The organism is Acinetobacter sp. YH01020, from assembly GCF_013420275.1.
In the GTDB taxonomy this organism is placed as follows: domain Bacteria; phylum Pseudomonadota; class Gammaproteobacteria; order Pseudomonadales; family Moraxellaceae; genus Acinetobacter; species Acinetobacter amyesii.
The window spans coordinates 51,441-74,786 of the sequence record NZ_VOYN01000009.1; the positions used below are offsets into that span (position 1 = coordinate 51,441).

The window sequence follows — 23,346 nt, forward strand, 5'->3', positions numbered from 1 at the left end:
CAAGGAAACAACAGAGCAAGCAGAATCATCGATACATATTTCAAAGGTCGGGGAAAGTCATAATGTATGGATAGCCCACGTATTTTACGACTCTCCCCTCTATATTATTTCAAGGCGTAAATTTCACTCTGCATCCATTCTCCGCCTTCCAATTGCACATCAACAGCCACACGTTGATATTCAGCACCTTCAAATTCATCTAAAGCAGCCCAATGAGCTGCTAAGTTTTCAGAGATAAAAACATAGCCTTCAATGGCTTGACCTGCCTTCGATAAACGAATGCCCGGACTGCCCATCGCCGCACCCCAGCCTTTATGTTCTAACTCACCCCAAACCACACCTTTCTTCCACTCGCCACCAATACGCTCCATCACATGAGCATTGGGCTGACCTAGAAGTAATGTCCCGTATACAAAAAGACTCTGAGTCATAGATCCTCCTTAGTTGGCATAATATTGATTGCGTTTTTGTGAGAATTTCGCCAACTGTTTTAGGAAGCCTTCAAAATAGCTTTTTTCAGCCTCTTCGGTACGATAACCGGCGTACAAAGTTCGTCTTAAACCTTCAGGTGAAACACAATCTAAACGTCGAGAGGTCACCCAACCTTTTTGCTCATATTCATTCACGACCCAATCAGGTAATGCCGCAATGCCACGACCGCTTGCAACCAACTGAATCAGCATCTGGGTCAAATCTGTGGTACGGACGTGTTTAGGCTGAATATTGGCCGGTAAAAATAATTTCGCCATGATATCTAAACGATGTTTATCGACCGGATATGTAATCAGCGTTTCTTCTGCTAATTCTTGAACAGTCACATTTGTCGCACGAACCAATGGATGTGTATTGGACAATACCAAACGAGACTCATATTCAAAGATAGGGAAATATTCCACACCTTTTAAATTGATTGGGTCTGCCGTAATCAGAAGATCAAACTCGCCTGTTTGTAATAGTTCATGCGGATTGGCTTCAAAGCCAGAGGCAAAGTCCAAATCTACATCGGGGTATTGCTGACGGTAGACATTCAATAACGGCATCAGCCAATCAAAACAACTATGACATTCAGAAGAAAAAATAATTCGGCCGGTTTGACCATGCACAATACGTGTAATGTCCGATTGCGCAATTTGAACTTGCGGCAAAATATCATCAGCAAGGCGTAGTAAACGTTGCCCAACATTCGAAAAGGTCACAGGACGTGTGCGTCGGTTCACCACCTCTACCCCATACCAATGATCTAGCTCTTTCAACTGGTGTGAAAGTGCAGAAGGCGTTAAACACAGATCATTAGATGCAGCGACCAAAGAACCATGTTCTCTGAGTGCCAATAATGTTTTGAGATGGCGTAATTCCAACATAATGAGTTCCACAAACGACATACTGAATGAGCTGAAAATCAGTATTTTTAAATTATATTTATCATATCATGATATTTATGAATCATATTCATCATAAATTTTATTTAACTATTTTTTATTCACATGAATATACTTCATCAAGTTTTACTGAATCATCTTTAGCTAATGTGTTTTTTTCACATTACAAATCAGGTAATTTTTTTCCACAATGCGGGCAATATGCATACTGCTCACGCTCCTGCTTTAATGATTCCTCTTTTTGCTCACGTAACAATTGCCAAATAATATCCTGTGTTTGCTCACGGGTTAAACCCACTGTTTTTCGGATTTCTTCGATTTTTTCAGGCTCAAGTACAAAATCAATTTCACGATTTTGAATCAACTCACGAAAACTGAGTTCTAATTGTTGTTTGCGTTGCTCCAATTCATGTGCCAAACCATTGGCTAAAATACCTGCTGGCAATGCTGCCAAGCCAACCCCTAATATCGTAATCATTGCACCTAATATCCGCCCAACAGGGGTTATCGGTGTTACATCGCCATAACCGACCGTCGTTAAAGTAACAACTGCCCACCACATGGACGCAGGAATAGAGCTAAAGACTTCTGGCTGGGCTTTACTCTCAACTAAATACACCCCAGCTGCAGCCATAATAATCATAATGAATAAAATAAAAACAACAGCTTGAAATGAACCTTTTTCACGTTCAATGACACGTAACAAAATTTGCAATGACACAAAATATCGAGTTAATTTCAATAAACGCAGTAATCGTAAAATACGTAAAAAACGCAAATCAAAATGGACAAAGAAATTAAGATATGCAGGCAAAATTGCCAATAAATCAATAATTGCGCCACCACTTTTTACCCAATTCAAGCGATTACGCCAAGAGGAGTAAAATGGGTCTTTTTCTGCAATCGACCAAAGCCTTAATACGTATTCAACACTAAATACAATGATTGAAAAATTTTCAAAAAAATCAAAGTAGACTTGATAGGACAAATAAATATCATTGACCGATTCGAGTAAAACCGCCGCAGCATTACCTAAAATCAGCAATATCAAAGCATAGTTGAGAAAATGACTAAATTTAGTTTCATAATCATCATTATGTAAATTGTTATAGACAAATTTACGCAGTGAATACCATGCACTAAAAGTCATAATTCAAATCGTTAGCAAATTAACTTGCTACAGTGTAAACCATCGCTTAGGAAAAATACGAATCCTTTAGACAGTCTACTGTTAAATCTATTGAACGATATTAACCACACTTTATTCATCAGTATTTTTCGTATGCACCATATATCCATTATTCCACAAATAATAAAGCCAAACGAACTTGGTCATATCCCATGCGTGGACTGGTTAACTCCACAATTGGACGCAACTTAACCGTGCCGTCATCATTATAATGTGCTGGGTCTTGTCGTTTCGCCAAACGTTTATAGATTTTACGCACCTGCTCAACCACATCTTCTCCCGGATGTGCCACCGAGATATCCAAACCTTGCTCTTTTTGCAGACGAGCCAAATGATTAATAATCGTAGCTGGTGTTAAACCACGCTCCACTGCAATATCTTGAATTTCATAACCTTCCTCAAACAATTCACGAGTTTGATCTAAAGTCGCTGTGGCAAAGCTTTGTTTCGCACCAGTTTTGGCAATTTTCTTTTCATTGCGCTCGATTTCCACTTCATTCAGTGTTCCGCCACAATGGCGAATAAAGGCTTTGTGTTGAAGGGTTAAATCAGCCTCTGCAAAATTGGTTTCCGCTTCATCAGAGAGTTCCTGAAAGCGTCGATCGGCTTTAATGGCCAAACTGTCGAGTTCTAAGGCTTGTTCATTAAAACCAAGTAAACGCAAACCATCTAATGTTTTTAAACGCGACAATGCCACATAACCCTGACCCTTTTCAAAAGTATGGGTCAAGTTAATTTCAGCCGCTGCAAGGGTCATCCCTTGAGATTTGTGAATGGTAATCGCCCAAGCCAAACGCAGTGGAATTTGTTGGAAACTGGCAATGGTTTTACCATCATCATTATCGACAGACCATGTTTCAGGTTCTACCACCAAGGTCGTTCCATCAGTGAGTTTTACTTTAGGCAAGATGCCATATTCATCATCTTCTTCAAAACCTATCACTTCACCGAGGCTGCCATTGATATAGCCCACGTCAAAGTTGTTTTTTACAAACATCACTTTGGCATTTTTCTTTAAGGTCAAAGTTTCCGGCGCACGCACTGAAGATTTTAAGGTTTCAATCAGTTTGTCATTACCATCGCATTGAGCATCAAACTGGCGAGATTCCTGTTCAATTTCATTTAGATGTTTATAGTTAATACTATCTACATCCATATTATGGGTATACAAGCGCGTAAAGGTTTCACCTATATTTTGTGAACTTGTCTGCCTTAAAGCATGCAAATGATCGCCCGTAATTTGCTGAGCACGAATCGCATTTAGAATATCATTGAGATAGTCATTACCCTGACGATGTTGTTCGGTCAAATAACACACGCGAAACTTCGCTTCTACCCATGCCTCAGACATAAAGCAAAACTTGTCACGGTTTAATTCACCTTTGCGTCCCACAGGGGGTAACTGGAAGAAGTCACCTGCAACAATGACTTGAATCCCCCCAAAAGCATCTTCACTGTCTTTAAAAAATTTTAAAACTTTATTCACCAAGTTTAATTGCTTGGCATGCAACATCGAAATTTCATCGATGATTAAAACTTGGGCATTTTCCAAATGCTCTTTTAAATATTTACGTTCTTTTAAGCGCTTTAACTCATCTTCGGAAATCGCATCTTTAATCCCAATCCCTGCCCATGTATGAATTGTCATGCCATTCATATGGGTTGCAGCAATCCCTGTAGAAGCCGTAATTGCCACCGGCACTTTGCGCGCTTTCAGATAATTGATGTATTGATTTAAAGTATAAGTTTTACCTGCACCAGCCGAACCTGTTAAAAACACATTTTCGCCTGCTTTGAGCAGCTTGAGTGCAGTTTCTTGTTTCATAAGACCTATACCGTAAAAGAACGGCTATAGCCTAACGATTTTTGACTCAAAAGTTAAGCGCACAACATAGTTTACTAAATCCGTATTTTGCCAATCTTACTTTAAGCTATTGAACCTATTTAAAAATTCTTTGGCGATATTTACTTTTTCTATTTCTGCTTGGGTATTATTTGAATACTCAAGTTGATCAAAAACCAAAATGTGGTTTTGCACATGACAGCCCAAAGTCATCGATACATGCAAAATGGGATGGTACATATGAAAAGCTACATATACTCTTGCAATGATACTGGCGCTATAACTTGATGCCAAACAATGTTTAAAGTGAATAGATTCATCAATAATTCGATCGATGGTTTTTAATTCTTCAAAGACCCACTCTTGAAAATATATTTTGTCTTCTGTTGTAAATGGCTGCCAGACTGTTGTCTCAAATTTACGCTTTAATTGAGTTAACACTTCTTGCTTTTGTTGCTTGGCATGCCAATGCACCGCCTGATGAAAGACCCCATTCCAAGTAATATTTTTAGGGACTGTATCACCTGTAGAATAAGTCGTACTAACATAGTCACGCACATATGCATCAAATACAGATACTCTTAAATTAGCATGCTTTAAATAAAATAAATTTCGAAAATCGTGCAGTTGAATTTTATGCTGTCGTAACATACTTAAAAACTGGCGATTTTCTTGGGTTTCTGGATGGATATAATCCATCAAAGCCTGCGGTAAATGCTGCGTACAACGTACTAAATGTTGCAGATAGGCCTGCATAATACGGCTCAAAGGTAGATAGACTTTTTTTATGGCCTGATCCTTCGCGCCTAACACCTGTCGCATTAAGATCAACCACTCATCTAAATACAAAATCGATGGGCTGATTACTACACGATGGTCATCATGCTGCTGATATTTTCGCTGTAAAACAAACTGTAGATTTTTTTCATGATTAAACCAATCATGTTCATGCGCAATCGTATGGCAATTTTGAATAAATAAGCGCGCTGCAACAAATTGAAAATGTTGTAAGGTTGTAAGAATCAATGCGGGATGAATATGCTGCGTATCGACAAAACTTAATGCCGTCACAGCCACTCGTACATTACTGTGTTGAAAATTACGACTCAGCCAATCCAACACTTCGACTGACTGCTTGAACATCCATCGCACTGCACGGTTGTTATCGAGTAAAGGGAGTTTTCCACATTTTTTTTGCCAAATTGCTGTAGCTTGCACAAAATTACTGTGGCTTAATATGTCCTGCTCTGCCCAAACATCCCGATGCATCAAACGAATAAAACCCAACAAATTGGGACGCTCATATGCATGGTCGAGCAACAAAATAATATCTTCTATATGTTCATTTAATTCTTGTAAATTGAACCGATCTTCATAACTCAAACTCATGATCCGGTAAATCGTTGGATCTAAAAATTGTGCTGTAGCAAAACAAATCTCGTCCAAACTATCCATCAAGAGCTGTATCGGCAATATTTCAGCTTCTGTAAGTGAATGAAGCGCAAACATCTGCTCAATCTTTTGCATCAACCAATGTGGTAGACAGATTTGGCATTCGATATACGTTTGTAATAGCGGTGTCTGATAAATCTGCTGCTCTTGCATCAGCTGATCAAAAATTTGCGCTTCAACTGCTGTCATCTGTGCTAAAAACTGCTGAACACGCGCTGGCCCATTTAGATGTTGAAAAATCGACTGTAAGATCAATTGTCTAAATTGCTGTGCTTTTTCTCTGAGCAAGAGTGAATGTTGCGGCTTTAGGTCGCCAGTAAAAAAATACAATTCATGAAATAAGAAATCTTCTACTACTTCAATACATGGCACGGTCGAATGCAATTCAACAATTTTGATGGGTCTAAATGGACTTCTAGGAAACTGATAGCCAATCGATTCACGACTTTGTAGCTGTAAGGTCCACAGTCCATTACACAATTGAATGCGGTGCTGCTCTTGTTCAATTTTAAAGATATTTTGTGAATTGAGTGCTGTAGCAAGATCCATTTGCTCTTGATACAACTGCTTTAAACTTGGAGATATTCGAATAAGTTGCCGAGCAATATGCTCAAGCTGCGGGGTCAAGCTTTTCTTTTCCATCTTCCGCCCTAACGATCGTTGATTATTTTTCAACCTTCACTATAGTCAAAGTTTAATGCTCCGACTACTGCCATTAATCAGCCAAATAGCTGTACAAAAGGTCAATACAAAGGCGTTCAATAAAAAAATCTAAAAGCTATTGTTGTGACAAAATTCACCATGATTTTGAGCTGTGACGGACAAAAAATGAATGAAGTTGAAGAGTAGTCACTATTATTGATCTGTAGAATGTTGTTCTGAACGGATTTTCTTAAGCTGTTCTATCGCAGTGTAAATATCTTGTTGTAGTGCCTCTCGATAGAGCTTTAAATCCTCCACACTCTGAATATGACTTAAACTTTGACGGGGTAAAAATTGAAAATAGAACGGAATGCGCTTGGGGATAATCCGTTTGGGTAAAGACGGAATCACATCACCATGGCGTAATAATTTATCGAGTTTTTGTATTTTTAATAGTTGTTTAAACCAACGATGTTCAACGATCACACTGGCATCAAAACCCAGTTCAAAGACTTCATCCCCACCTAAAGCAGCAAAAGGCACGATGTCATAATTAAATTCTTGCGCCAGTTTTAAAAAGCCATAACGTTGCTTCCAGATCAGTTGATAGGCTTCGCCTTTGCGTTTCAAAACCTCTCGACCGCCACCGGGAAAAACCAAAATGGAATAACCTTGTTGCATCACTGTTCTGACATAGTCCTGAATACCTTGGACTGCACCGAACTTTTTGACCATGCCACGCCAACCAGGCAAATAAAAATGGCTATGATCAGCAATACTGACCACAGCCACTTTATGTTCATTGTAGAGATAATCAATAATCACCGGTGAATCGAGTACACCGTAAATTGTGTGATTCCCTACATACATTGCAGGTTTAGATGCATCGATATATTCAGCGCCCAAAAACGTTGGCGTGAAATACATGCGGGATAAAGCGCTTAAACGCTTTATCCATTTTGCATCATGTTCAACCTGCAAATGTGCTGACCTTAGGCAGCATCATGTTTTTGAACAAGTACAGAACCTACTGAGTAGCCTGCACCAAATGAGCAAAGTACACCGTATTCGCCATGGTTTACTTCATTCGCAGTACGGTGCAATGCAATAATGACACCTGCTGATGAAGTATTGGCAAATTCATCAAGAATGATTGGTACAAGGTCTGGCTGAGCATGTTCTTTGCCCACAACCAGTTTCAGAATCAATTCATTCATGCTGGCATTTGCTTGGTGTAACCAGAAGCGTTTTACATCTGTTGCCGCAATTTTGTTGTCATCCAATTGCTTGGTGATCATTTTCGCCACTAATGGACACACTTCTTTAAATACTTTACGACCGTCTTGACGGAAACGGTTGTTGTCGATGTCAGCATCGACTTCACTCATATTTAAGTAACCGAAGTTGTTACGAATGTTGTTTGAGAACTGTGTAAACAGGTCAATATCCAACACTTCAAAACCAGCCTTGGTTTCAGTTTCTTCAATGATCGAAGCCGTTGCAACGTCACCAAAGATGAAGTGACAGTCACGCATACGGAAATCTGTATGACCAGATGTGATCTCAACGTTCACCAATAACACGCGACGAGCGCCTGATTTGATCGCGTCATAAGCTTGTTTGATACCAAAAGTTGCAGCGGAACATGCAACGTTCATGTCATAGGCATAGCCCTGAATACCCAATGCAGTTTGGATCTCAATCGCTACAGCAGGATAAGCACGTTGAATATTTGAACATGACAAAATCACTACATCGATGTCTTCTGCAGTCACGCCTGCATTTTCCATCGCTTGTTTAGCCGCAGCAACACCCCATTCCGCTTGTAGCGAAATTTCATCATTTGGACGTTCATGTAGCACTGGGCGTAAACGTTTTGGATCTAAAATACCGCTTTTTTCAGCAACATAACGTGCTTTCACGCCAGATGCTTTTTCGATAAATTCTGCACTTGAACCACGGCGTGCTTCTAGTTCACCGGCTTCAATTTTTTCAGCATTGTCGCTGTTGTACTGTTCCACATAAGCATTTAAAGCTTCAACTAACTCTTCGTTAGTAATTACGTCTTCTGGATGATAAAGACCTGTACCCGTAATGCGGATGCCCATGTAAAACTCCTTTTAGAAATTACCTATATCTTAACTGATTCCGAGCTTATCCCATACTTTTTGCAAGCGGGATGGAGAAATTGGCATCTTGGTCTTCATTGGTTGAGAGAAAATAGAGATGCGTAACTCCTCAACCATGAAATACAATTCTTTAAGGCGAGTGTCATTTTTAAACTTAAATAATTTTTCCATCCATGGGTCAACTTGATCAATGGCAGAATTGTCCCTTTGTAGGTTATTTGGCAAGCGGTCTAAACGCAAGACTAATGCCTTCAAATATCTTGGAAATTCGAGCCACACATCGGAAGTTTTGCCATAAACAAAATCTGAAAGTTGCATCAAATCGAGTTGATCTTCAATGTCATCAATGTTCTTTCCAAACACAGAATCATCTAAAACCAACAATTTCCGACGTATATCCTGCCATTGAATATAGGTTTCAGTTAAAACGGCTAACGCTTGTTGCCCATGGGTTAAGAAAGATTTCTTTACATTTAAAATTAGGTTTTGGTACTCCTGCACATTGACAGGTAGCTCATTTATTGCAAGCTGAAGTGTGGCATAAACTAACATTTGCTCTAGTTTTGCTTTGTCACCTAGCGGTGAATAAGCCAATGCCAAGGGTTTAGAAATCTGTTTTTTCAACTGACGAACTAAGTCCCCCAGCTGCATATGAACCAAACGAATGATCCCTTCGCGGTGTTGTTTGACTGCTTCAAATTGGTCATTGAAAGTCTGAATCACCACACCAGATTCGTCTTTGGCATCCAACTCCGCAAAGCCTTTGACTGGAACAAGCGCTTGGTATTGTTTCACCAGCACACCCGTGACTTTTTGTGATGCTTCGAACACAAAATTATCAGGGAAGGTTTTAAACTCACCTTTTAACTGTTTGACTGGGCTATGAGTTTCAGTACGACAGCGAGCTTTGAGTTCATCTAGGTCACGACCTTGCTCAATCACACGGCCTTTTTCATCAATGACTTTGATTAAAGGCAGCAGATATTGCTCAACACGTTCCCAAGAAAAGTCCTTATCTGTGATTTGCTCACCACGCAGTTGGAACGCCAAGAAACTAAAAATATGCTCGCGCAAATGCACGGCATCGACACGATCCATTAATTTACGAGCCGTATCTGGTATTGGCACCAAGTGACGGCGTTTATCCTTAAGCAGTGCTTTAAGCAAGGCTTCAATCAGGTCTTGTCGCCAACCGGGTATGCCCCATGACCAAATATTTTCATCCACTTGCGGCAAAGCTTGAACTGGAATTTTGACCGTTGCACCATCTTCATCATGACTTGGGTCAAAACGATAACTTGCAGCCAAACGCAGTTCACCATTTCGTAGGTAGTCTGGAAATTGCTGGGTCGTTGGACGGTCATTCATCCAAAGCGCATCATCATCGATAAATAAATGCCGTGGATTTTTCGGTTCTACAGTTGCACGCCAGTCTTCAAAACTACGACGACTTGCCACCTCTTCAGGCACTTTTGCAGCATAAAATTGGTAGATGGTTTCTTCATCCACCACCAAATCACGACGACGCAGTTTATCTTCAACACGCTCAACTTCTTCGAGTTTTAATAAATTGTGTTTTAAGAACGGCGGCGTAATACCCAAATGTCCCGTCGTCAACGCATCGCGTAGGAAAATTTCATGCGCCGCCGGATGATCCACTTTTTCATAATTAATCTGACGACGTGGCTCAATAATCAAACCAAACAAAGAAATTTGATCATAAGCATTCACCACACCAGCTTTTTTCGACCAATGCGGCTCAAAATAATGATGCTTCAATAAATCGCCTGCAGCCAATAAAATCCATTCAGGTTCAATTTTCGCCAACGTTCGAATATAAACCTGAGAGGTTTCCACCATCTCAAAAGCCATGACCCAAGGTGTATTGGTTTTATGCAAAGTTGATGCAGGGAAAATACGTGCCTTTTGCTGACGCACTGCCATGAACACATTACGTTCATCGGTTTTGTTGGCAATAAATGAAAGTAAACCCGTTAATAACGCACGGTGCAGATTTTCATAATTGGCCTTCTTTTCATTAAAGGACAGTTTTAAGCCCTGAGCCAAATCCACCAATTGCTCATGGGTTTTTTTCCACTCACGGAGACGTAACCAACTCAGGAAATGGTTGCGTGCAAAGGTTCGACGCTTATTCTCACTCATGTCACGGTTAGCAACCAAAGCTTCCCATAACTTGATATAAAACAAGAAATCTGAGTCAGCTTCACGGAACAAGGCATGCTTCTGATCGGCCTGCATTTGTTTATCTGCAGGACGTTCACGTGGGTCTTGTACCGCTAAAGCAGCGACAATAATTAAGACTTCATTTAATACGCCAAAATGCGCTCCGCCCAAAATCATCCGTGCAAGACGCGGGTCGATTGGCATTTTCGCCATTTGCTGACCAATTTTAGTTAAGGAATCTCCCCCAACCCCTCTTTTAGAAAGAGGGGCTTTTTCAGGTCTCCCTTTTCCAACAGGTGAGGCGTTGTTTGCCGCAAGAGGGGGATTTGATTTACGTTCAGAAAGCGCACCAAGCTCAATTAATAGTTTACGACCATCATTCACCAAACGATGATCTGGCGGCTCAATAAAATCGAAATCTTCTAATTCACCAAAGCCCAAACTTTGCATTTGCAAAATAACCGAGGCCAAGTTGGTTCGTTTAATCTCCGGTTCGGTAAATTCAGGACGACTCATAAAGTCTTCTTCTGAATACAGTCGAATACACACACCCGGAGCGATACGACCACAACGACCTTTACGTTGATTTGCTGCTGCCTGCGATACAGCCTCAATCGGTAGACGCTGTACACGTGAGCGATAGTTATAACGGGATATACGTGCAAAGCCACTATCAATTACATAGCGAATATTCGGTACAGTTAAAGCCGTTTCTGCCACGTTGGTGGCAATAATAATCCGTCGCCCACCGCCTGATGGATTAAAGATCTTTTGCTGTTCTGCCAAAGCTAATCGAGCATAGAGAGGCAAAACTTCGGTATGTCGTGGCCCAAACTTTTGCAGTGTTTCCTGTAACTCACGAATTTCCTGTTCAGTGCTGGCAAAAATCAAAATGTCCGCATGTTCAGGATGACCTTTTTCCTGTGCATCTTGAAAACATTCTTCTACTGCCGAAACCACGGCACGGGGTAAATTTTCTTCAAAATCATCAAACTCATCGTCATCACTACCGACAATGCTCAGCTCTGAAATCGGACGATAACGGAGTTCTACCGGAAAGCTTCGACCTTCGACTTCAAAAATAGGTGCCCCATTAAAGTAATTCGAGAATCGATTTACGTCTAAAGTTGCTGAAGTAATAATGACTTTGAGATCTTTACGACGAGGCAAGAGCTGTTTGAGATAGCCCATGATGAAGTCGATATTCAGCGAACGTTCATGCGCTTCATCGATAATAATCGTGTCATATTTATTTAAGAATCGGTCATTAGCCAGTTCAGCCAATAAAATACCATCGGTCATTAACCGAACGATGGAATCTTGTGAACCTTGTTCATTGAAACGAACTTTAAAGGAGATCGACTCCCCCAGCTTTTCGCCCACTTCTTCTGCAATACGTTGCGAAACACTACGCGCTGCTAGTCGACGGGGTTGAGTATGGCCAATCAAACCTGTTAAACCACGACCTGCAAGCATGGCAATTTGAGGTAACTGTGTGGTTTTACCCGAACCCGTTTCACCTGCCACAATAATCACTTGATGCTTTTGAATCGCTTCAATTAGTTTGTCCGCATACTGCGTAACAGGTAAGTCTTGATTTAATTTAATATTGGGAATGCGGGCAATCCGTTCGCGCACTTTCGCATTCGACTTTTCAAACAAATCTTGAAATTTTTCAGGATTGGCCTCTTTGCCTTTTTTCAGCCGACTTAAGCGATGGCGATCACGAACCATGACCAATTGATCGACATTTAACTGACTTGGCACAGATGCATTATCCTAATAATTAAAATAGAACCGAATATTTTACGCTGTATGTAAAAATAGTGAAAGATGAATCTATTTTTTGCGTGCCTGAAACCAATAGGTAAAGCCGAACAGAATAAAATGATAAAAAACTAAAATTGCGGCCAATAACCAATAATTGCCACATGCTTCAATACTGCCATGTAATGGCTGATAAAATGACACTGTATAGAATATACTCAATGGCACAATTAAAAACATCAATAAAGTGAAAGTGATGATCAAGAAATGATGAACAGATTTTGCTAAGCACAAAAAAATTGAAAATAAAATGCAAATCAACGCAATAAAAATAAATAAAAGAGGTTCATCCGATGAAGAACCATTCATTTCAGCATAATAATTAATTTGATTCGGGCTAGTACCTTGAAATAAAAGCACATTCTTGATTCATCCAGTACAGAATAATAAAGCCACATGCTGACTAGAATAGGCAACTCAAGCCAATCCATTTGAAAGCTTTATACATTAGTTTCAGTGCCATAGAAAATGTAAACGAAACTAAAAACAATAAATATGCTCTGCCCGATCACCCATGCGAACAACCAACCATTATGACAATAAACAATACTGTCATAGATAATTTTTGAAATTGAAGCAGTTTCTATCATTAAAATGATGATGAATTGAAAAATCGCATATAGCCATAATATAACCACATACCAAGCACGTCTAAATGATAGCAACAGTATGAAAAAAAAGAAGATTCCAACGATTCCCATGGTACTCAATAGCGTAGGATCATCTGATGAAGTTCCAAATAGTTCATTAAAGTAGGTCGCTTTTTGAGGTTGCAAGTATTCATAGATACATAAATTTGTACCTGTGTCTTCAACTTTAAGAATACATAGTGATGCAAATGCAAGACTAAGAATGGCAATGATACGAAAAAATTGACTGAGCACCTGATCAAATCTGGAATCATTTTTGTTCATGCCATCTTATATGAACAAATTCTATAATTTGAAATATTTTTTATAACTTTTTTAGAGATCACCCTTGAAATCTTATGCCACAAGCATCATGTTGGTTACAGACTTTAAAAAGATGATTTTGTCATTTTACTTTCAACTTTATATGGCATTGATATGGCTTATATCGAATGAAATAATGATAAATAATCGTTATTGCTGAAATAGTTCTGGAGTGTACTAATTCGGATTTTCCGATATTAGTTATGTAAAAATACTATTTCAGCAATAAGCAAAATTTCTGTACCCTATTGGAAATCAAAAACAAACCTCAATCATGGAGACAATGATGAGCTTAATTAATACTGAAGTTAAACCGTTTAAAGCACAAGCATTCCAAAATGGTCAATTCATCGAAGTAACTGAAGCTGATCTTAAAGGTAAATGGTCTGTTGTATTCTTCTACCCAGCTGACTTCACTTTCGTTTGCCCAACTGAACTTGGTGACCTTGCTGACAACTATGCAGAATTCCAAAAACTAGGTGTTGAAATCTACTCAGTTTCTACTGACACTCATTTCACTCACAAAGCTTGGCACGATTCTTCAGAAGAAATCAAAAAAATCCAATACGTAATGGTTGGTGATGCGAACTGGACTCTTGCTAAAAACTTTGATGTATTAATCGAAGCTGACGGTCTTGCTGATCGTGGTACTTTCGTTATCGATCCAGAAGGTAAAATCCAAATCGTTGAAATCAACGCTGGTGGTATCGGTCGTGATGCTCAAGAACTTCTTCGTAAAGTTAAAGCAGCTCAATACGTACACGCTCACCCAGGCGAAGTTTGCCCAGCTAAATGGAAAGAAGGCGACGCAACTCTTGCTCCTTCAATCGACCTAGTTGGTAAAATCTAATCTGTATTAGATTGAACTGATTCAAAAACCACGCTTTTAGCGTGGTTTTTTTATGCCTATTATCTGCGAGTATATACCTCTATACACCCTACTACGCAGTTCACACTTTATTCATACAACTTTAACGTACTAGCACTTTCTACATATCTGTAGATATTCATCAAGTTAGAGCTTACACAAATATAATAAAAATGCGCCGCAAACCCGATTGTCTAGGCTTACATCTTTGCCAGTATTTCAGTATTTTTAACATAAATTTTAGGTCAATTGCTTATTTCAGGAAGATGTAAGCCCATGAAAAAATATTTCATCTCGATCAGTTTAATTTTATGTTCGTTTACAACTTTTGCTGCCATGAACTGCGAAGGTGAAATTAAAAACCAAAGTATTCGTGAAGATATTAAAGTCAAAAAAAATTGTCAGCTTGAAGGTTTAATTGTTCATGGCAATGTTATTTTAGAAAATGGTGCAAGTGTTGAACTGTATGACAACCACATCAAAGGCAATATTGAATCGAATAAAAACTTTACCAAGATCATTGCCAATCATAACAATATCAGTGGCAATGTCGATTTTACGACAGGGAAAAACATCCAACTCCTCAATAACCAAATTTCAGGCGACCTGAAATTAAAGAAAAATAACGGCAATATTGTTCTAAATAATAATGAAATCGCAGGTAATTTGATTTGTCTTGAAAATGCTTTTTCAATTAATGGCAGCAACAACCAAGTCAAAGGCAATAAATCAGAACAATGCCGTAGTTTTTAACTCCCCCGACACCAACAAGTGAGAATAACGCTTATGGCATTTCTTTGAACTGGCATTATTTTTATCAAATTAGTTGATAAAGAAATGAAAAAAATGTGAGATAAAACATTATTTTTTAACAATTCTGCAATACTTCACGCCCTAAATTTGTCTTAATTTCAAATGAGATAAACCTTTAACTGCAGTATGACTATAACAACGCAATAAGGGGGTGGCTTATGACAACAACTGTGGTAACTTCTTGGAAATACAGTTCTTCTTCACGTTACTTAAAAATATTTTATGCGAATGGTTCTGGGGATCTCTTTTATCCAGTTTCACCTTTTATTTATGATAATTTACTTCGATGTAGTGATAAAACGGCATTTGTCCACAAATATTTAGAATATGATCTACATTTTTCACGAGTAAGCTTACAGGGTTAAACCGCTACAAGCTCAGCGCTATAGCAACAGTATTTTTACTAATTAAAAAAAATTCGATCAAATCAGGGCTGAATGCCCTGATTTTTAGTTGCGCCAAGTCACCATAAAGAGCCCTGCGCCCACATTTAAGGTCGTACTGATAAAACGATCATCCGCTTCAACACGTTGGATAAATTCAGCGACCTCATTGGCATGTGACAGCACATTGTCCACGATTAACACGCCACTTTGAGCTTGTATCAATTCAGCTAAATATGGCCAATACGCGATATACGCATCACGTTCTGCATCTAATAAAATAAAGTCATAACGCTGATTTAACTGCTGTAAAAAATGCAGTGCATCGCCATGATGGAATTCGATGTATTCGGCTAAGCTTAAATTTGCCGCATGTTGTTTAGCTTGCTCGATACGCGCTGCATCAATTTCAATGGTTTCGACCCGCCCTTGTGTAGACTGTGCAGCATCTCCTAACCACAGCGTGGAATAACCTGTAGATGTTCCAATTTCCAAGATCTGTTTGGCTTGTTTTAAGCGAATTTGCATAGCCAAAAACAGTGCAGATTCAGGCTCAATATTTCGGTAACGCGCAAGTCGGTGATTTTGCGCAGCATCGTGAGCGCTAAAGTCTGCATAGAGTTGTTGCATATAGTTTTTAAAATTTGCATCCATGCTCATGATTCTGTCCTTTTACTATTTCATTCATATTTATAAATTGAAGGGCTAAATATCTGCTCAGTGGGTTTCTTGGATCAGCTTAAAACGTGGAATTACTTCACCATCAATTTCAACGGTTTCCATAAACATCTCTAAGGGTCTAACCCACATGGAATAGTCATCATACAAGCACTGGTAGACCACAACTTTTTCACGCGTTTCACTATGTGTTGCAACATGAAAGACTTGATACAACTGACCTTTATAATGCTGATAAATCCCTTGCTTGACCTGCATGCCATTTCCCTAAAAAAATTCTCAATACAATAGGGTTGACTCTAGCATTGTCTTGCTTAAAGCGCGATGAATTCATTTATTTTTCCACTATTTAACTTGTATTTCTCGATAGTGGCCCAATATTGACTGGATTCACATCGGTATATTCTTATGATTTAGAAAGAAATTTAATCATTTGATTTGTAAAACCGATTAATTTTATAAAAACAAACCGTTTCACCTATTTAATGGTTTGTTCTATCATTCTCTCATCAAATAAATTTACTCCTCTGGAGACGTTAGCAATGTTAGATCAAAATACTTCTGCTCAATTAAAAACCTTACTTGAACGCCTTGAAGGCCCGATTGAAATCGTCGCTACTTTAAACGGCACGGACAAATCAGACAAAATTAAAGAATTGGTGACCGAAGTTGCCGCTTTATCTGATTTAGTGACTGCACGTTTTGACGGTAACAACAGCCGTGCGCCAAGCTTTGGTATTGCAAAAGCAGGTGAAACACCACGTGTATTCTTCGCAGGTTTGCCGATGGGCCACGAATTCACATCTTTGATTCTAGCTTTGCTACAAACTTCAGGTTATGCACCGAAAGTTTCTGACGAAGTACTGAACACTATCAAAGGTCTAGGTCTTAAAACTGACTTTGATGTGTTTGTATCACTCAGCTGCCATAACTGTCCTGACGTGGTTCAAGCCTTGAACCTGATTGCGATATATAACCCGGGTACAACTGCAACCATGATTGATGGTGCATTCTTCCAAGAAGAAGTGGAAGAACGCAAAATCATGGCTGTACCAATGGTATTCCAAGACGGCAACCACATCGGTCAAGGTCGTATGACCTTGGAAGAAATCATTGCCAAATTGGATACTAACTCTGCAGCGAAAGATGCTGAAAAGTTAAATGCCAAAAATGCCTTTGATGTTCTTGTGATTGGTGGTGGCCCTGCAGGTAATACTTCTGCGATCTATGCGGCACGTAAAGGTATCAAAACCGGTATCGTGGCTGAGCGCATGGGCGGTCAGGTCATGGATACCATGGACATTGAAAACTTCACGTCGATTCAAAAGACACAAGGTCCTAAGTTTGCTGCTGAAATGGAAGCACATGTACGTGAGTACGGTGTGGACATCATGAACTTGCAACGTGTATCAGACATCAAAGGTGCAGATCAAACAGCCAATGGTCTAGTTGAAGTAACTTTAGAGAATGGTGCAAAACTTGAATCTAAAACAGTGATTCTTTCAACAGGTGCACGCTGGAGAGAGATGAATGTTCCAGGTGAGCAAGAATACCGTACTCGTGGTGTTGCATACTGCCCACACTGTGACGGTCCATTGTTTAAAGGTAAACGTGTTGCAGTCATCGGTGGTGGTAACTCAGGTGTCGAAGCGGCGATTGACCTTGCAGGTATTGTGGAACATGTAACACTTGTTGAGTTTGATACCAAGCTTCGTGCTGACCAAGTCCTTCAAGACAAGTTAAATAGCTTACCGAACACCACTGTGATCATGAATGCATTGTCTACAGAAGTGGTCGGTGATGGTTCACAAGTGACTGCATTGAACTACAAAGACCGTGCAACAGATGAAATCAAAACGATTGAATTGGCCGGTATCTTTGTACAAATTGGTTTGTTACCAAACACTGATTTCTTGAAAGGAACAGCTGTAGAACTTTCAAACCGTGGTGAGATCGTAATTAACGAACGTAACGAAACCAATGTGAAAGGTGTATTTGCTGCAGGTGACTGTACAACAGTACCGTACAAACAAATCATCATTGCGACAGGTGAAGGCGCGAAAGCATCATTGTCTGCTTTTGATTACATCATCCGTTCGGGTCAATAATTCAGTTTAGACAGAACAGCAAAAGCCAGTTTTCGAACTGGCTTTTTTTATGACTGAAAATTCATGTCTTGTTTCATTTATAAATTAGCAATAAAACAAATATTTAACTCTCTGACGCTATTCACTTACACAATAATGAGCAAAACAAACCGTTTAAAACTTGTACATCTGCTTATTTGCACATTAAGATAAAACAATCATCACGGATTGATGGTTGACAATAACAACAAGAATGTTGGTCAAATTCGACTAAATGGAGAAAAGCAATGCACTATCAATATCACTGTGCTTGTTGCAATAAAGTATTGGCTTCAAGCGATAAAGAATGTTCCGAATGTGGCTCGCATAATATCCGTAGCCCATATGGCTTTTGGATATTTTGCATACTCAGTTGTTTGGCTGTTGCCATTCTATTTAAGAGTGTCCAAGTGTATTTGCAACAGCACGATACTGAAGCGACAACCCAACTCAACATCTTTGAAGTACTCAAGCAGGATGGTAAAAATTAAGCTTTTTTTACAACAGCCAAACATAGCCCTATGAACAGGCTGGCAATGTGTAAAATTTTAGCTAAGCTGAATTTAAGCACCGTTATCGGGTCGCGTTAAAGTCATTCAAAGAGATAAGTTAAAATGATGAAAGCCTGAATGATTTCAGGCTTTTTTATGCGCTAGCATCGCCCTGCTCACTTATCTTCACGAGGAAAATTCTTTAAACTATGGCGATAGCAATGAGGTTCTAGATGATGGTGCAGTTAATCAAAAAAGGCGGTTTACGTGAACGCGCCAATCGTAGCCGATCATACAAAGGCTCTGAAAATACCGAAACTACCCTCAAGCCAAACCGTTATCGTGATCATGCTGAAACCACCGATATTGCACAAGATCCATCAAATACAGCACCGTCTAAAGACCAAGATCAAACCAATCCAGAGCAATAGAACTTGGACATAAAAAAAGCCAAGTTTTAATACTTGGCTTTCGCTTTGCTGACAGCAATATGTTTGCAGCTATTGAAGATTGAACATTCTAATTGCGTCGAACCACAGCCAAATCGCAAAAAATAAAAATAACGCCCCTGAAACCACATCAATATAACTACCCGAACGTTGGTAGAGTGCTTTAATTTTAGGCAAAGACATAATCATCATAAACAAACTAAACACAATAAAGGTTTGAATCGGAATGATGACAGCAAGGTGTGCTTTTAGGTTACTACTGGCTGATGAACTCAACGCCAGTGAGAACACACTACTAAAATAGATCAGTGTTTTCGGATTGGCTAAATTTGTAAATAAACCTAATAAGAAATAATTTTCAGTTTTCTGCTGACTTAAGGCCTGCCCATCTTCTAAATTGGCTGTTTGATTTAAACTTTTAAGCCCGCCACTAAACATTGCCCAACCCATTTTCGCTAAGAAAAATCCACCAACAGCCATTAAAACTTGTTGTATCCATGGAAATTGCTCGACCAGAACCGTAAAGCCCAATAAGGTTAAAACGACCCACACCACAATCCCGGCAGAGATCCCCGCAATAATTTTTAAGGTATTTGCACGGGTTGTTGATGCTGCACTTTTAGCAATTAATAATACGTCTGGACCGGGACTCAACTGCGCAACAAAATGTAGCGCGCAGATGGTGAATAACAGTGACATGCAAGCTGATTCATTTGAATTAAAACGTGAAGATTATATCGCCCGTTCAATTTTTTTGTTGGCAACACAAGGTTTATTTTTAGGCCGTATCAACATTCACGCAAAAAAAAAGCCGAATACACATTCGGCCTTTCATACTGAGTTACTTATTTTTTATTGACATCTTTCAGTTCAATTTGTTTCGCATCTGGGGTTACTTCACGAGCTTCACCATCAATAACGGATGAATCACGACCTGATTGCTGATTTTGCATATCTTGCATTTGACGCATCATATCTGCAAATGGGTTCTGACCTTGAGCACCGCCCATGCCTCCCATATCGCCCATCATGCCACCCATCATTTTTTCCATCATGGCTTGCTGACGCTTCATCATGGTTTTCATCATGACTGCTTTCATGGCATTTTGTACAGGTGGAATCAAAATAAGTAGTGCCATAATATCTGAGATTAGACCCGGTAACAGCAACAAGAAACCAGCCAAAATTTTAGGTAAGTTTCCAGTTAAAGCTGGATCATTACTCATTTGACCCGCTTGCATTTGCTGCATTTGAGGCATCAGACCTGATGAATATTTATGGATAATATTCATCCCTATAAAGAAGGCTGCCACGAACCAGAAAAAGACATACCACATGCTGCCGACAAGGTCGCCCACACCGATCCAGACAAACACTTCCAGGATCAAGCCTGCTAAAATCAGAAGAAATAATTTCATGAAAATTAAACAAATCTCAGTAAATTAATTTAAGGTGTTGCGTTCAACTGCTCAATCACTATCAAGCTTTTTTGACACGCTTATGTAACAATATGGGCATTATTTTATTTTTAAAGGGCAAAATAGGGCAAACATGTCATTAATTATCGGTATTGACCCTGGGTCGCGCTTAACTGGTTACGGCATCATCGAAAAGGATGGTTCTAAACTACGTTTTGTCGATGCTGGCACCATTCGTACCGAAACGACAGAAATGCCTGAACGCTTAAAACGTATCTTTGCTGGTATTGATCGTATCGTAAAGTTTCACGGGCCTACTGAAGCTGCTGTTGAACAAGTCTTTATGGCTCAAAACCCTGACTCAGCCCTAAAACTAGGTCAAGCACGTGGCGCTGCTATTGCTGCTTTAACCAATTTAGATTTACAAGTCGCTGAATATACTGCGCGGCAAATCAAACAATCTGTGGTCGGCTATGGTGCTGCAGATAAAGAACAAGTCCAAATGATGGTTATGCGCATTCTGAACCTAAGCATCAAACCCCAGCAGGATGCAGCCGATGCTTTGGCTGCCGCAATTTGTCATGCGCATGCGTCTGGTAGTATGAGTAAAATGGCTGTACTGAATGCCTTAGGTGGTATGGCTCGCGGCCGAAGTCGTGTAAGCACTCGACGTCGGTAAATAATCGTCAAATCATATAGTTCAGTAATTCATTCTGTTTTCAAAAGCCCACCTAATCTAGTGATCAAATTTAGCGAATCATTTTAAAACCGCTATAGTCTAATTCATGCATTGGAATTTCTTGCTGATCGATTTTAGTCACGTCTGCTCGTAACGGCCCCACCAGACTGTGTTTCAGTATTTTATGAATGGCGTCTTCAGTTCCTATAATCAGCGCTTCAACTTCGCCCGTCGCTAGATTTTTCACATAGCCATTTAAACCGAGTGCAAGCGCTTGCTGCTCAAACCAACGACGGTAGCCAACACCCTGCACTTTACCTTGAATTCTCAATTTAACTGCATGCATTTTAGTCTTCAACTCCTGAATGATTGACCACATGATAAACCGCTTGGGCCATATCCTGTGCTTGCAAACCACGCATCCCCGACTTCGCCAATACATCACCTGCTAAAGCATGCAGGCTTACGATTTCATGCAGATGAATTTGCTGATGAAATTGTGCTTTTAAACTTGCAATCATCCCTGCAAGCACATCCCCCATACCGCCTGTACCCATTCCTGCATTACCTGCGGTGCAAATCCAAAGTTGATCTTCAAGTATCAAGCTGCCTGCCCCTTTAAGCACCCATTGACCTTGAAATTTTTCTTTTAAATGTTGAATTGCTTGTATACGATCTGCTTCAACTTCAGCAGTAGTAATACCCAATAATTTCGCAGCTTCACCCGGATGTGGCGTTGCATAGGTTCGTGCATTCAAATTTTCAGGTGCTTCAGCTAGAAACCATAAGGCATCTGCATCCAAAACAATTTCCAAGGTTGACTGCTGAATCAATGGAAACCAAGACTGAAACTGCTGTTGTGCCCAATCGTCACGACCAAGCCCCATGCCAAAGCTAATCGCATCAACATGATCGATCAGTTGCTGAATCGTTTCTGTATTTAAAGCATTGATATCGCGTAGCATAATATTCGGTGCGCGCGCCAAAATCGCGGTGTGATGTCGTGCATCACAAACAACCGTGACCTTACCTGCACCTGCATGGAATGCAGCCTCAGCAGCCATAATCACCGCCCCACCCATTTCAGCATGTCCACCAACAACTAAAACATGTCCATAACTGCCTTTATGACCAAAGGCTTGACGCGCAGGTAAAGTGATTTTCTGCGGCGACAAATAAGCAAGTGGCTCAAGCTCTGCATCAGTCGGTATACATGCCATCACCGAAACTTCACCTGCATATTCTTTCGCTTGACCTGTAAATAGCCCTGCTTTTAGACCCAATGCCGTAAAGGTATAATCGGCTTGAAATGCGATGGGTAAAGGCTGCCCTGTATTGGCATGTAAACCGCTTGGAATATCAATAGCAACTTTGAGTCCCGTGCATGCATTCAATCGTTGAATAATGGCTTGCCATTCGCTTGAAAGTTCACGATTGAGTCCTATACCAAATAATGCGTCGATATAAACGTCATAGTCATGCTGAAAATCAAAATGTGTATAGATCTTGAGCTTGTGATCTATCGCTTCTTGTACCGCAGAATGTAAATCTTTCGATGCTCCAATTTCAGCGGAATAGATATCAACTTGAAAGCCTGCTTGCTGTAGGTATTGTGCTGTAAGATAGCCGTCTCCTGCGTTATTGCCCCGCCCACAACATACGGCAATATTTTTTAAATTTTGCTGCTTTAACATTGGAATGAGTTGCTGAGCAATCGACCACGCGACCTGCTGCATCAGACCATAACTGCTATTGTGCTGAGCAAACCATCGCTGCTCCCAAGCTTGAATACTTTGGCTAAGATAAACAGGGCTATGGTAAACTTGCAGACGCATTGTTTTTC

General features: G+C 39.9%; 22 protein-coding genes. 7 read left to right on the forward strand and 15 right to left on the reverse strand.

Annotated elements, in window-relative coordinates:
- Window positions 1–104: 104 nt before the first annotated feature.
- The 9 genes from FTT85_RS05625 to FTT85_RS05665 form a co-directional block, all read right to left on the reverse strand.
- Complete coding sequence (locus FTT85_RS05625) at window positions 105–431, reverse strand: gamma-glutamylcyclotransferase family protein (protein WP_180183079.1); 327 nt, start codon at window positions 429–431, stop codon at window positions 105–107.
- Window positions 432–440: 9 nt separating this feature from the next.
- Window positions 441–1,361 (reverse strand): LysR family transcriptional regulator, encoded by a 921-nt coding sequence (locus FTT85_RS05630; protein WP_180116596.1) that lies wholly within the window; start codon window positions 1,359–1,361, stop codon window positions 441–443.
- A 181-nt stretch (window positions 1,362–1,542) separates the two neighbouring features.
- A complete protein-coding gene (locus tag FTT85_RS05635; protein ID WP_180183080.1) occupies window positions 1,543–2,529 on the reverse strand; it encodes an ion transporter in 987 nt (328 codons plus the stop codon).
- 148 nt (window positions 2,530–2,677) lie between these two features.
- The gene (locus FTT85_RS05640; RefSeq protein WP_180183081.1) at window positions 2,678–4,393 is read right to left on the reverse strand and encodes an AAA family ATPase; all 1,716 of its coding nucleotides are present in this window, start codon (window positions 4,391–4,393) and stop codon (window positions 2,678–2,680) included.
- 96 nt (window positions 4,394–4,489) lie between these two features.
- Complete coding sequence (locus tag FTT85_RS05645) at window positions 4,490–6,505, reverse strand: hypothetical protein (RefSeq protein WP_180183082.1); 2,016 nt, start codon at window positions 6,503–6,505, stop codon at window positions 4,490–4,492.
- Between the two features lie 213 nt (window positions 6,506–6,718).
- Window positions 6,719–7,486: a 1-acyl-sn-glycerol-3-phosphate acyltransferase gene (locus FTT85_RS05650; RefSeq protein ID WP_180171560.1), complete on the reverse strand. Its 768-nt coding sequence runs from the start codon at window positions 7,484–7,486 to the stop codon at window positions 6,719–6,721.
- Between the two features lie 11 nt (window positions 7,487–7,497).
- Window positions 7,498–8,613, reverse strand: coding sequence for a beta-ketoacyl-ACP synthase III (locus tag FTT85_RS05655; protein WP_078189024.1), 1,116 nt, complete (start codon window positions 8,611–8,613; stop codon window positions 7,498–7,500).
- A gap of 30 nt (window positions 8,614–8,643) precedes the next feature.
- On the reverse strand, window positions 8,644–12,552 hold the full coding sequence (gene hrpA / locus FTT85_RS05660; RefSeq protein WP_218955436.1) for an ATP-dependent RNA helicase HrpA: 3,909 nt from the start codon (window positions 12,550–12,552) through the stop codon (window positions 8,644–8,646).
- A 533-nt stretch (window positions 12,553–13,085) separates the two neighbouring features.
- Window positions 13,086–13,559, reverse strand: a complete 474-nt coding sequence (locus FTT85_RS05665) for a hypothetical protein (RefSeq protein WP_180183084.1) — start codon at window positions 13,557–13,559, stop codon at window positions 13,086–13,088.
- A 325-nt stretch (window positions 13,560–13,884) separates the two neighbouring features.
- Here FTT85_RS05665 and ahpC point away from each other — a divergent pair, with 325 nt between their 5' ends.
- From ahpC to FTT85_RS05680, 3 genes are all read left to right on the forward strand, one after another.
- Entirely contained in the window at window positions 13,885–14,448 is a 564-nt protein-coding gene (ahpC, locus tag FTT85_RS05670) for an alkyl hydroperoxide reductase subunit C (RefSeq protein WP_078193727.1), read from the forward strand.
- A gap of 294 nt (window positions 14,449–14,742) precedes the next feature.
- The gene (locus FTT85_RS05675; protein WP_180183085.1) at window positions 14,743–15,219 is read left to right on the forward strand and encodes a hypothetical protein; all 477 of its coding nucleotides are present in this window, start codon (window positions 14,743–14,745) and stop codon (window positions 15,217–15,219) included.
- Window positions 15,220–15,437: 218 nt separating this feature from the next.
- Window positions 15,438–15,644, forward strand: coding sequence for a KTSC domain-containing protein (locus tag FTT85_RS05680; protein ID WP_078189026.1), 207 nt, complete (start codon window positions 15,438–15,440; stop codon window positions 15,642–15,644).
- Window positions 15,645–15,728: 84 nt separating this feature from the next.
- On the opposite strand, the gene FTT85_RS05685 is transcribed toward FTT85_RS05680, so the two are convergent.
- Together FTT85_RS05685 and FTT85_RS05690 are read right to left on the reverse strand one after the other, a co-directional pair.
- On the reverse strand, window positions 15,729–16,322 hold the full coding sequence (locus FTT85_RS05685; RefSeq protein WP_180054618.1) for an O-methyltransferase: 594 nt from the start codon (window positions 16,320–16,322) through the stop codon (window positions 15,729–15,731).
- Window positions 16,323–16,379: 57 nt separating this feature from the next.
- A complete protein-coding gene (locus tag FTT85_RS05690; protein ID WP_078189028.1) occupies window positions 16,380–16,598 on the reverse strand; it encodes a DUF1653 domain-containing protein in 219 nt (72 codons plus the stop codon).
- A 284-nt stretch (window positions 16,599–16,882) separates the two neighbouring features.
- Between FTT85_RS05690 and ahpF the strand changes: the two genes are divergently transcribed.
- The 3 genes from ahpF (at window position 16,883) to FTT85_RS05705 (ending at window position 19,388) form a co-directional block, all read left to right on the forward strand.
- Window positions 16,883–18,448 carry an alkyl hydroperoxide reductase subunit F gene (gene ahpF / locus FTT85_RS05695; protein ID WP_180183086.1) on the forward strand — a complete coding sequence of 522 codons (1,566 nt, stop codon included), beginning with the start codon at window positions 16,883–16,885 and terminating at the stop codon, window positions 18,446–18,448.
- Window positions 18,449–18,714: 266 nt separating this feature from the next.
- A complete protein-coding gene (locus tag FTT85_RS05700; RefSeq protein WP_078192893.1) occupies window positions 18,715–18,957 on the forward strand; it encodes a hypothetical protein in 243 nt (80 codons plus the stop codon).
- Window positions 18,958–19,193: 236 nt separating this feature from the next.
- Window positions 19,194–19,388, forward strand: coding sequence for a hypothetical protein (locus tag FTT85_RS05705; protein WP_168379657.1), 195 nt, complete (start codon window positions 19,194–19,196; stop codon window positions 19,386–19,388).
- A gap of 69 nt (window positions 19,389–19,457) precedes the next feature.
- Here FTT85_RS05705 and FTT85_RS05710 read toward each other — a convergent pair whose 3' ends face one another.
- Both FTT85_RS05710 and FTT85_RS05715 read right to left on the reverse strand, forming a co-directional pair.
- Window positions 19,458–20,105 carry a LysE family transporter gene (locus FTT85_RS05710; RefSeq protein WP_180183087.1) on the reverse strand — a complete coding sequence of 216 codons (648 nt, stop codon included), beginning with the start codon at window positions 20,103–20,105 and terminating at the stop codon, window positions 19,458–19,460.
- A gap of 146 nt (window positions 20,106–20,251) precedes the next feature.
- Window positions 20,252–20,824 carry an FxsA family protein gene (locus FTT85_RS05715; protein ID WP_180183088.1) on the reverse strand — a complete coding sequence of 191 codons (573 nt, stop codon included), beginning with the start codon at window positions 20,822–20,824 and terminating at the stop codon, window positions 20,252–20,254.
- 133 nt (window positions 20,825–20,957) lie between these two features.
- Here FTT85_RS05715 and ruvC point away from each other — a divergent pair, with 133 nt between their 5' ends.
- The gene (gene ruvC, locus FTT85_RS05720) at window positions 20,958–21,503 is read left to right on the forward strand and encodes a crossover junction endodeoxyribonuclease RuvC (protein WP_078189034.1); all 546 of its coding nucleotides are present in this window, start codon (window positions 20,958–20,960) and stop codon (window positions 21,501–21,503) included.
- 70 nt (window positions 21,504–21,573) lie between these two features.
- On the opposite strand, the gene FTT85_RS05725 is transcribed toward ruvC, so the two are convergent.
- On the reverse strand, window positions 21,574–21,849 hold the full coding sequence (locus tag FTT85_RS05725) for an acylphosphatase (RefSeq protein ID WP_168379658.1): 276 nt from the start codon (window positions 21,847–21,849) through the stop codon (window positions 21,574–21,576).
- Window position 21,850: 1 nt separating this feature from the next.
- The gene (locus tag FTT85_RS05730) at window positions 21,851–23,338 is read right to left on the reverse strand and encodes an NAD(P)H-hydrate dehydratase (RefSeq protein ID WP_180183089.1); all 1,488 of its coding nucleotides are present in this window, start codon (window positions 23,336–23,338) and stop codon (window positions 21,851–21,853) included.
- Between the last annotated feature and the right edge of the window lie 8 nt (window positions 23,339–23,346).

What these genes read in the sequence shown, in the direction of transcription:
- FTT85_RS05625 (WP_180183079.1), bottom strand. Translation starts at nt 431, where the DNA reads ATGACTCAGAGTCTTTTTGTATACGGGACATTACTTCTAGGTCAGCCC.
- FTT85_RS05630 (WP_180116596.1), bottom strand. Translation starts at nt 1,361, where the DNA reads ATGTTGGAATTACGCCATCTCAAAACATTATTGGCACTCAGAGAACAT.
- FTT85_RS05635 (WP_180183080.1), bottom strand. Translation starts at nt 2,529, where the DNA reads ATGACTTTTAGTGCATGGTATTCACTGCGTAAATTTGTCTATAACAAT.
- FTT85_RS05640 (WP_180183081.1), bottom strand. Translation starts at nt 4,393, where the DNA reads ATGAAACAAGAAACTGCACTCAAGCTGCTCAAAGCAGGCGAAAATGTG.
- FTT85_RS05645 (WP_180183082.1), bottom strand. Translation starts at nt 6,505, where the DNA reads ATGGAAAAGAAAAGCTTGACCCCGCAGCTTGAGCATATTGCTCGGCAA.
- FTT85_RS05655 (WP_078189024.1), bottom strand. Translation starts at nt 8,613, where the DNA reads ATGGGCATCCGCATTACGGGTACAGGTCTTTATCATCCAGAAGACGTA.
- hrpA (WP_218955436.1), bottom strand. Translation starts at nt 12,552, where the DNA reads ATGGTTCGTGATCGCCATCGCTTAAGTCGGCTGAAAAAAGGCAAAGAG.
- FTT85_RS05665 (WP_180183084.1), bottom strand. Translation starts at nt 13,559, where the DNA reads ATGAACAAAAATGATTCCAGATTTGATCAGGTGCTCAGTCAATTTTTT.
- ahpC (WP_078193727.1), top strand. Translation starts at nt 13,885, where the DNA reads ATGAGCTTAATTAATACTGAAGTTAAACCGTTTAAAGCACAAGCATTC.
- FTT85_RS05675 (WP_180183085.1), top strand. Translation starts at nt 14,743, where the DNA reads ATGAAAAAATATTTCATCTCGATCAGTTTAATTTTATGTTCGTTTACA.
- FTT85_RS05680 (WP_078189026.1), top strand. Translation starts at nt 15,438, where the DNA reads ATGACAACAACTGTGGTAACTTCTTGGAAATACAGTTCTTCTTCACGT.
- FTT85_RS05685 (WP_180054618.1), bottom strand. Translation starts at nt 16,322, where the DNA reads ATGAGCATGGATGCAAATTTTAAAAACTATATGCAACAACTCTATGCA.
- FTT85_RS05690 (WP_078189028.1), bottom strand. Translation starts at nt 16,598, where the DNA reads ATGCAGGTCAAGCAAGGGATTTATCAGCATTATAAAGGTCAGTTGTAT.
- ahpF (WP_180183086.1), top strand. Translation starts at nt 16,883, where the DNA reads ATGTTAGATCAAAATACTTCTGCTCAATTAAAAACCTTACTTGAACGC.
- FTT85_RS05700 (WP_078192893.1), top strand. Translation starts at nt 18,715, where the DNA reads ATGCACTATCAATATCACTGTGCTTGTTGCAATAAAGTATTGGCTTCA.
- FTT85_RS05705 (WP_168379657.1), top strand. Translation starts at nt 19,194, where the DNA reads ATGGTGCAGTTAATCAAAAAAGGCGGTTTACGTGAACGCGCCAATCGT.
- FTT85_RS05710 (WP_180183087.1), bottom strand. Translation starts at nt 20,105, where the DNA reads ATGTCACTGTTATTCACCATCTGCGCGCTACATTTTGTTGCGCAGTTG.
- FTT85_RS05715 (WP_180183088.1), bottom strand. Translation starts at nt 20,824, where the DNA reads ATGAAATTATTTCTTCTGATTTTAGCAGGCTTGATCCTGGAAGTGTTT.
- ruvC (WP_078189034.1), top strand. Translation starts at nt 20,958, where the DNA reads ATGTCATTAATTATCGGTATTGACCCTGGGTCGCGCTTAACTGGTTAC.
- FTT85_RS05725 (WP_168379658.1), bottom strand. Translation starts at nt 21,849, where the DNA reads ATGCATGCAGTTAAATTGAGAATTCAAGGTAAAGTGCAGGGTGTTGGC.
- FTT85_RS05730 (WP_180183089.1), bottom strand. Translation starts at nt 23,338, where the DNA reads ATGCGTCTGCAAGTTTACCATAGCCCTGTTTATCTTAGCCAAAGTATT.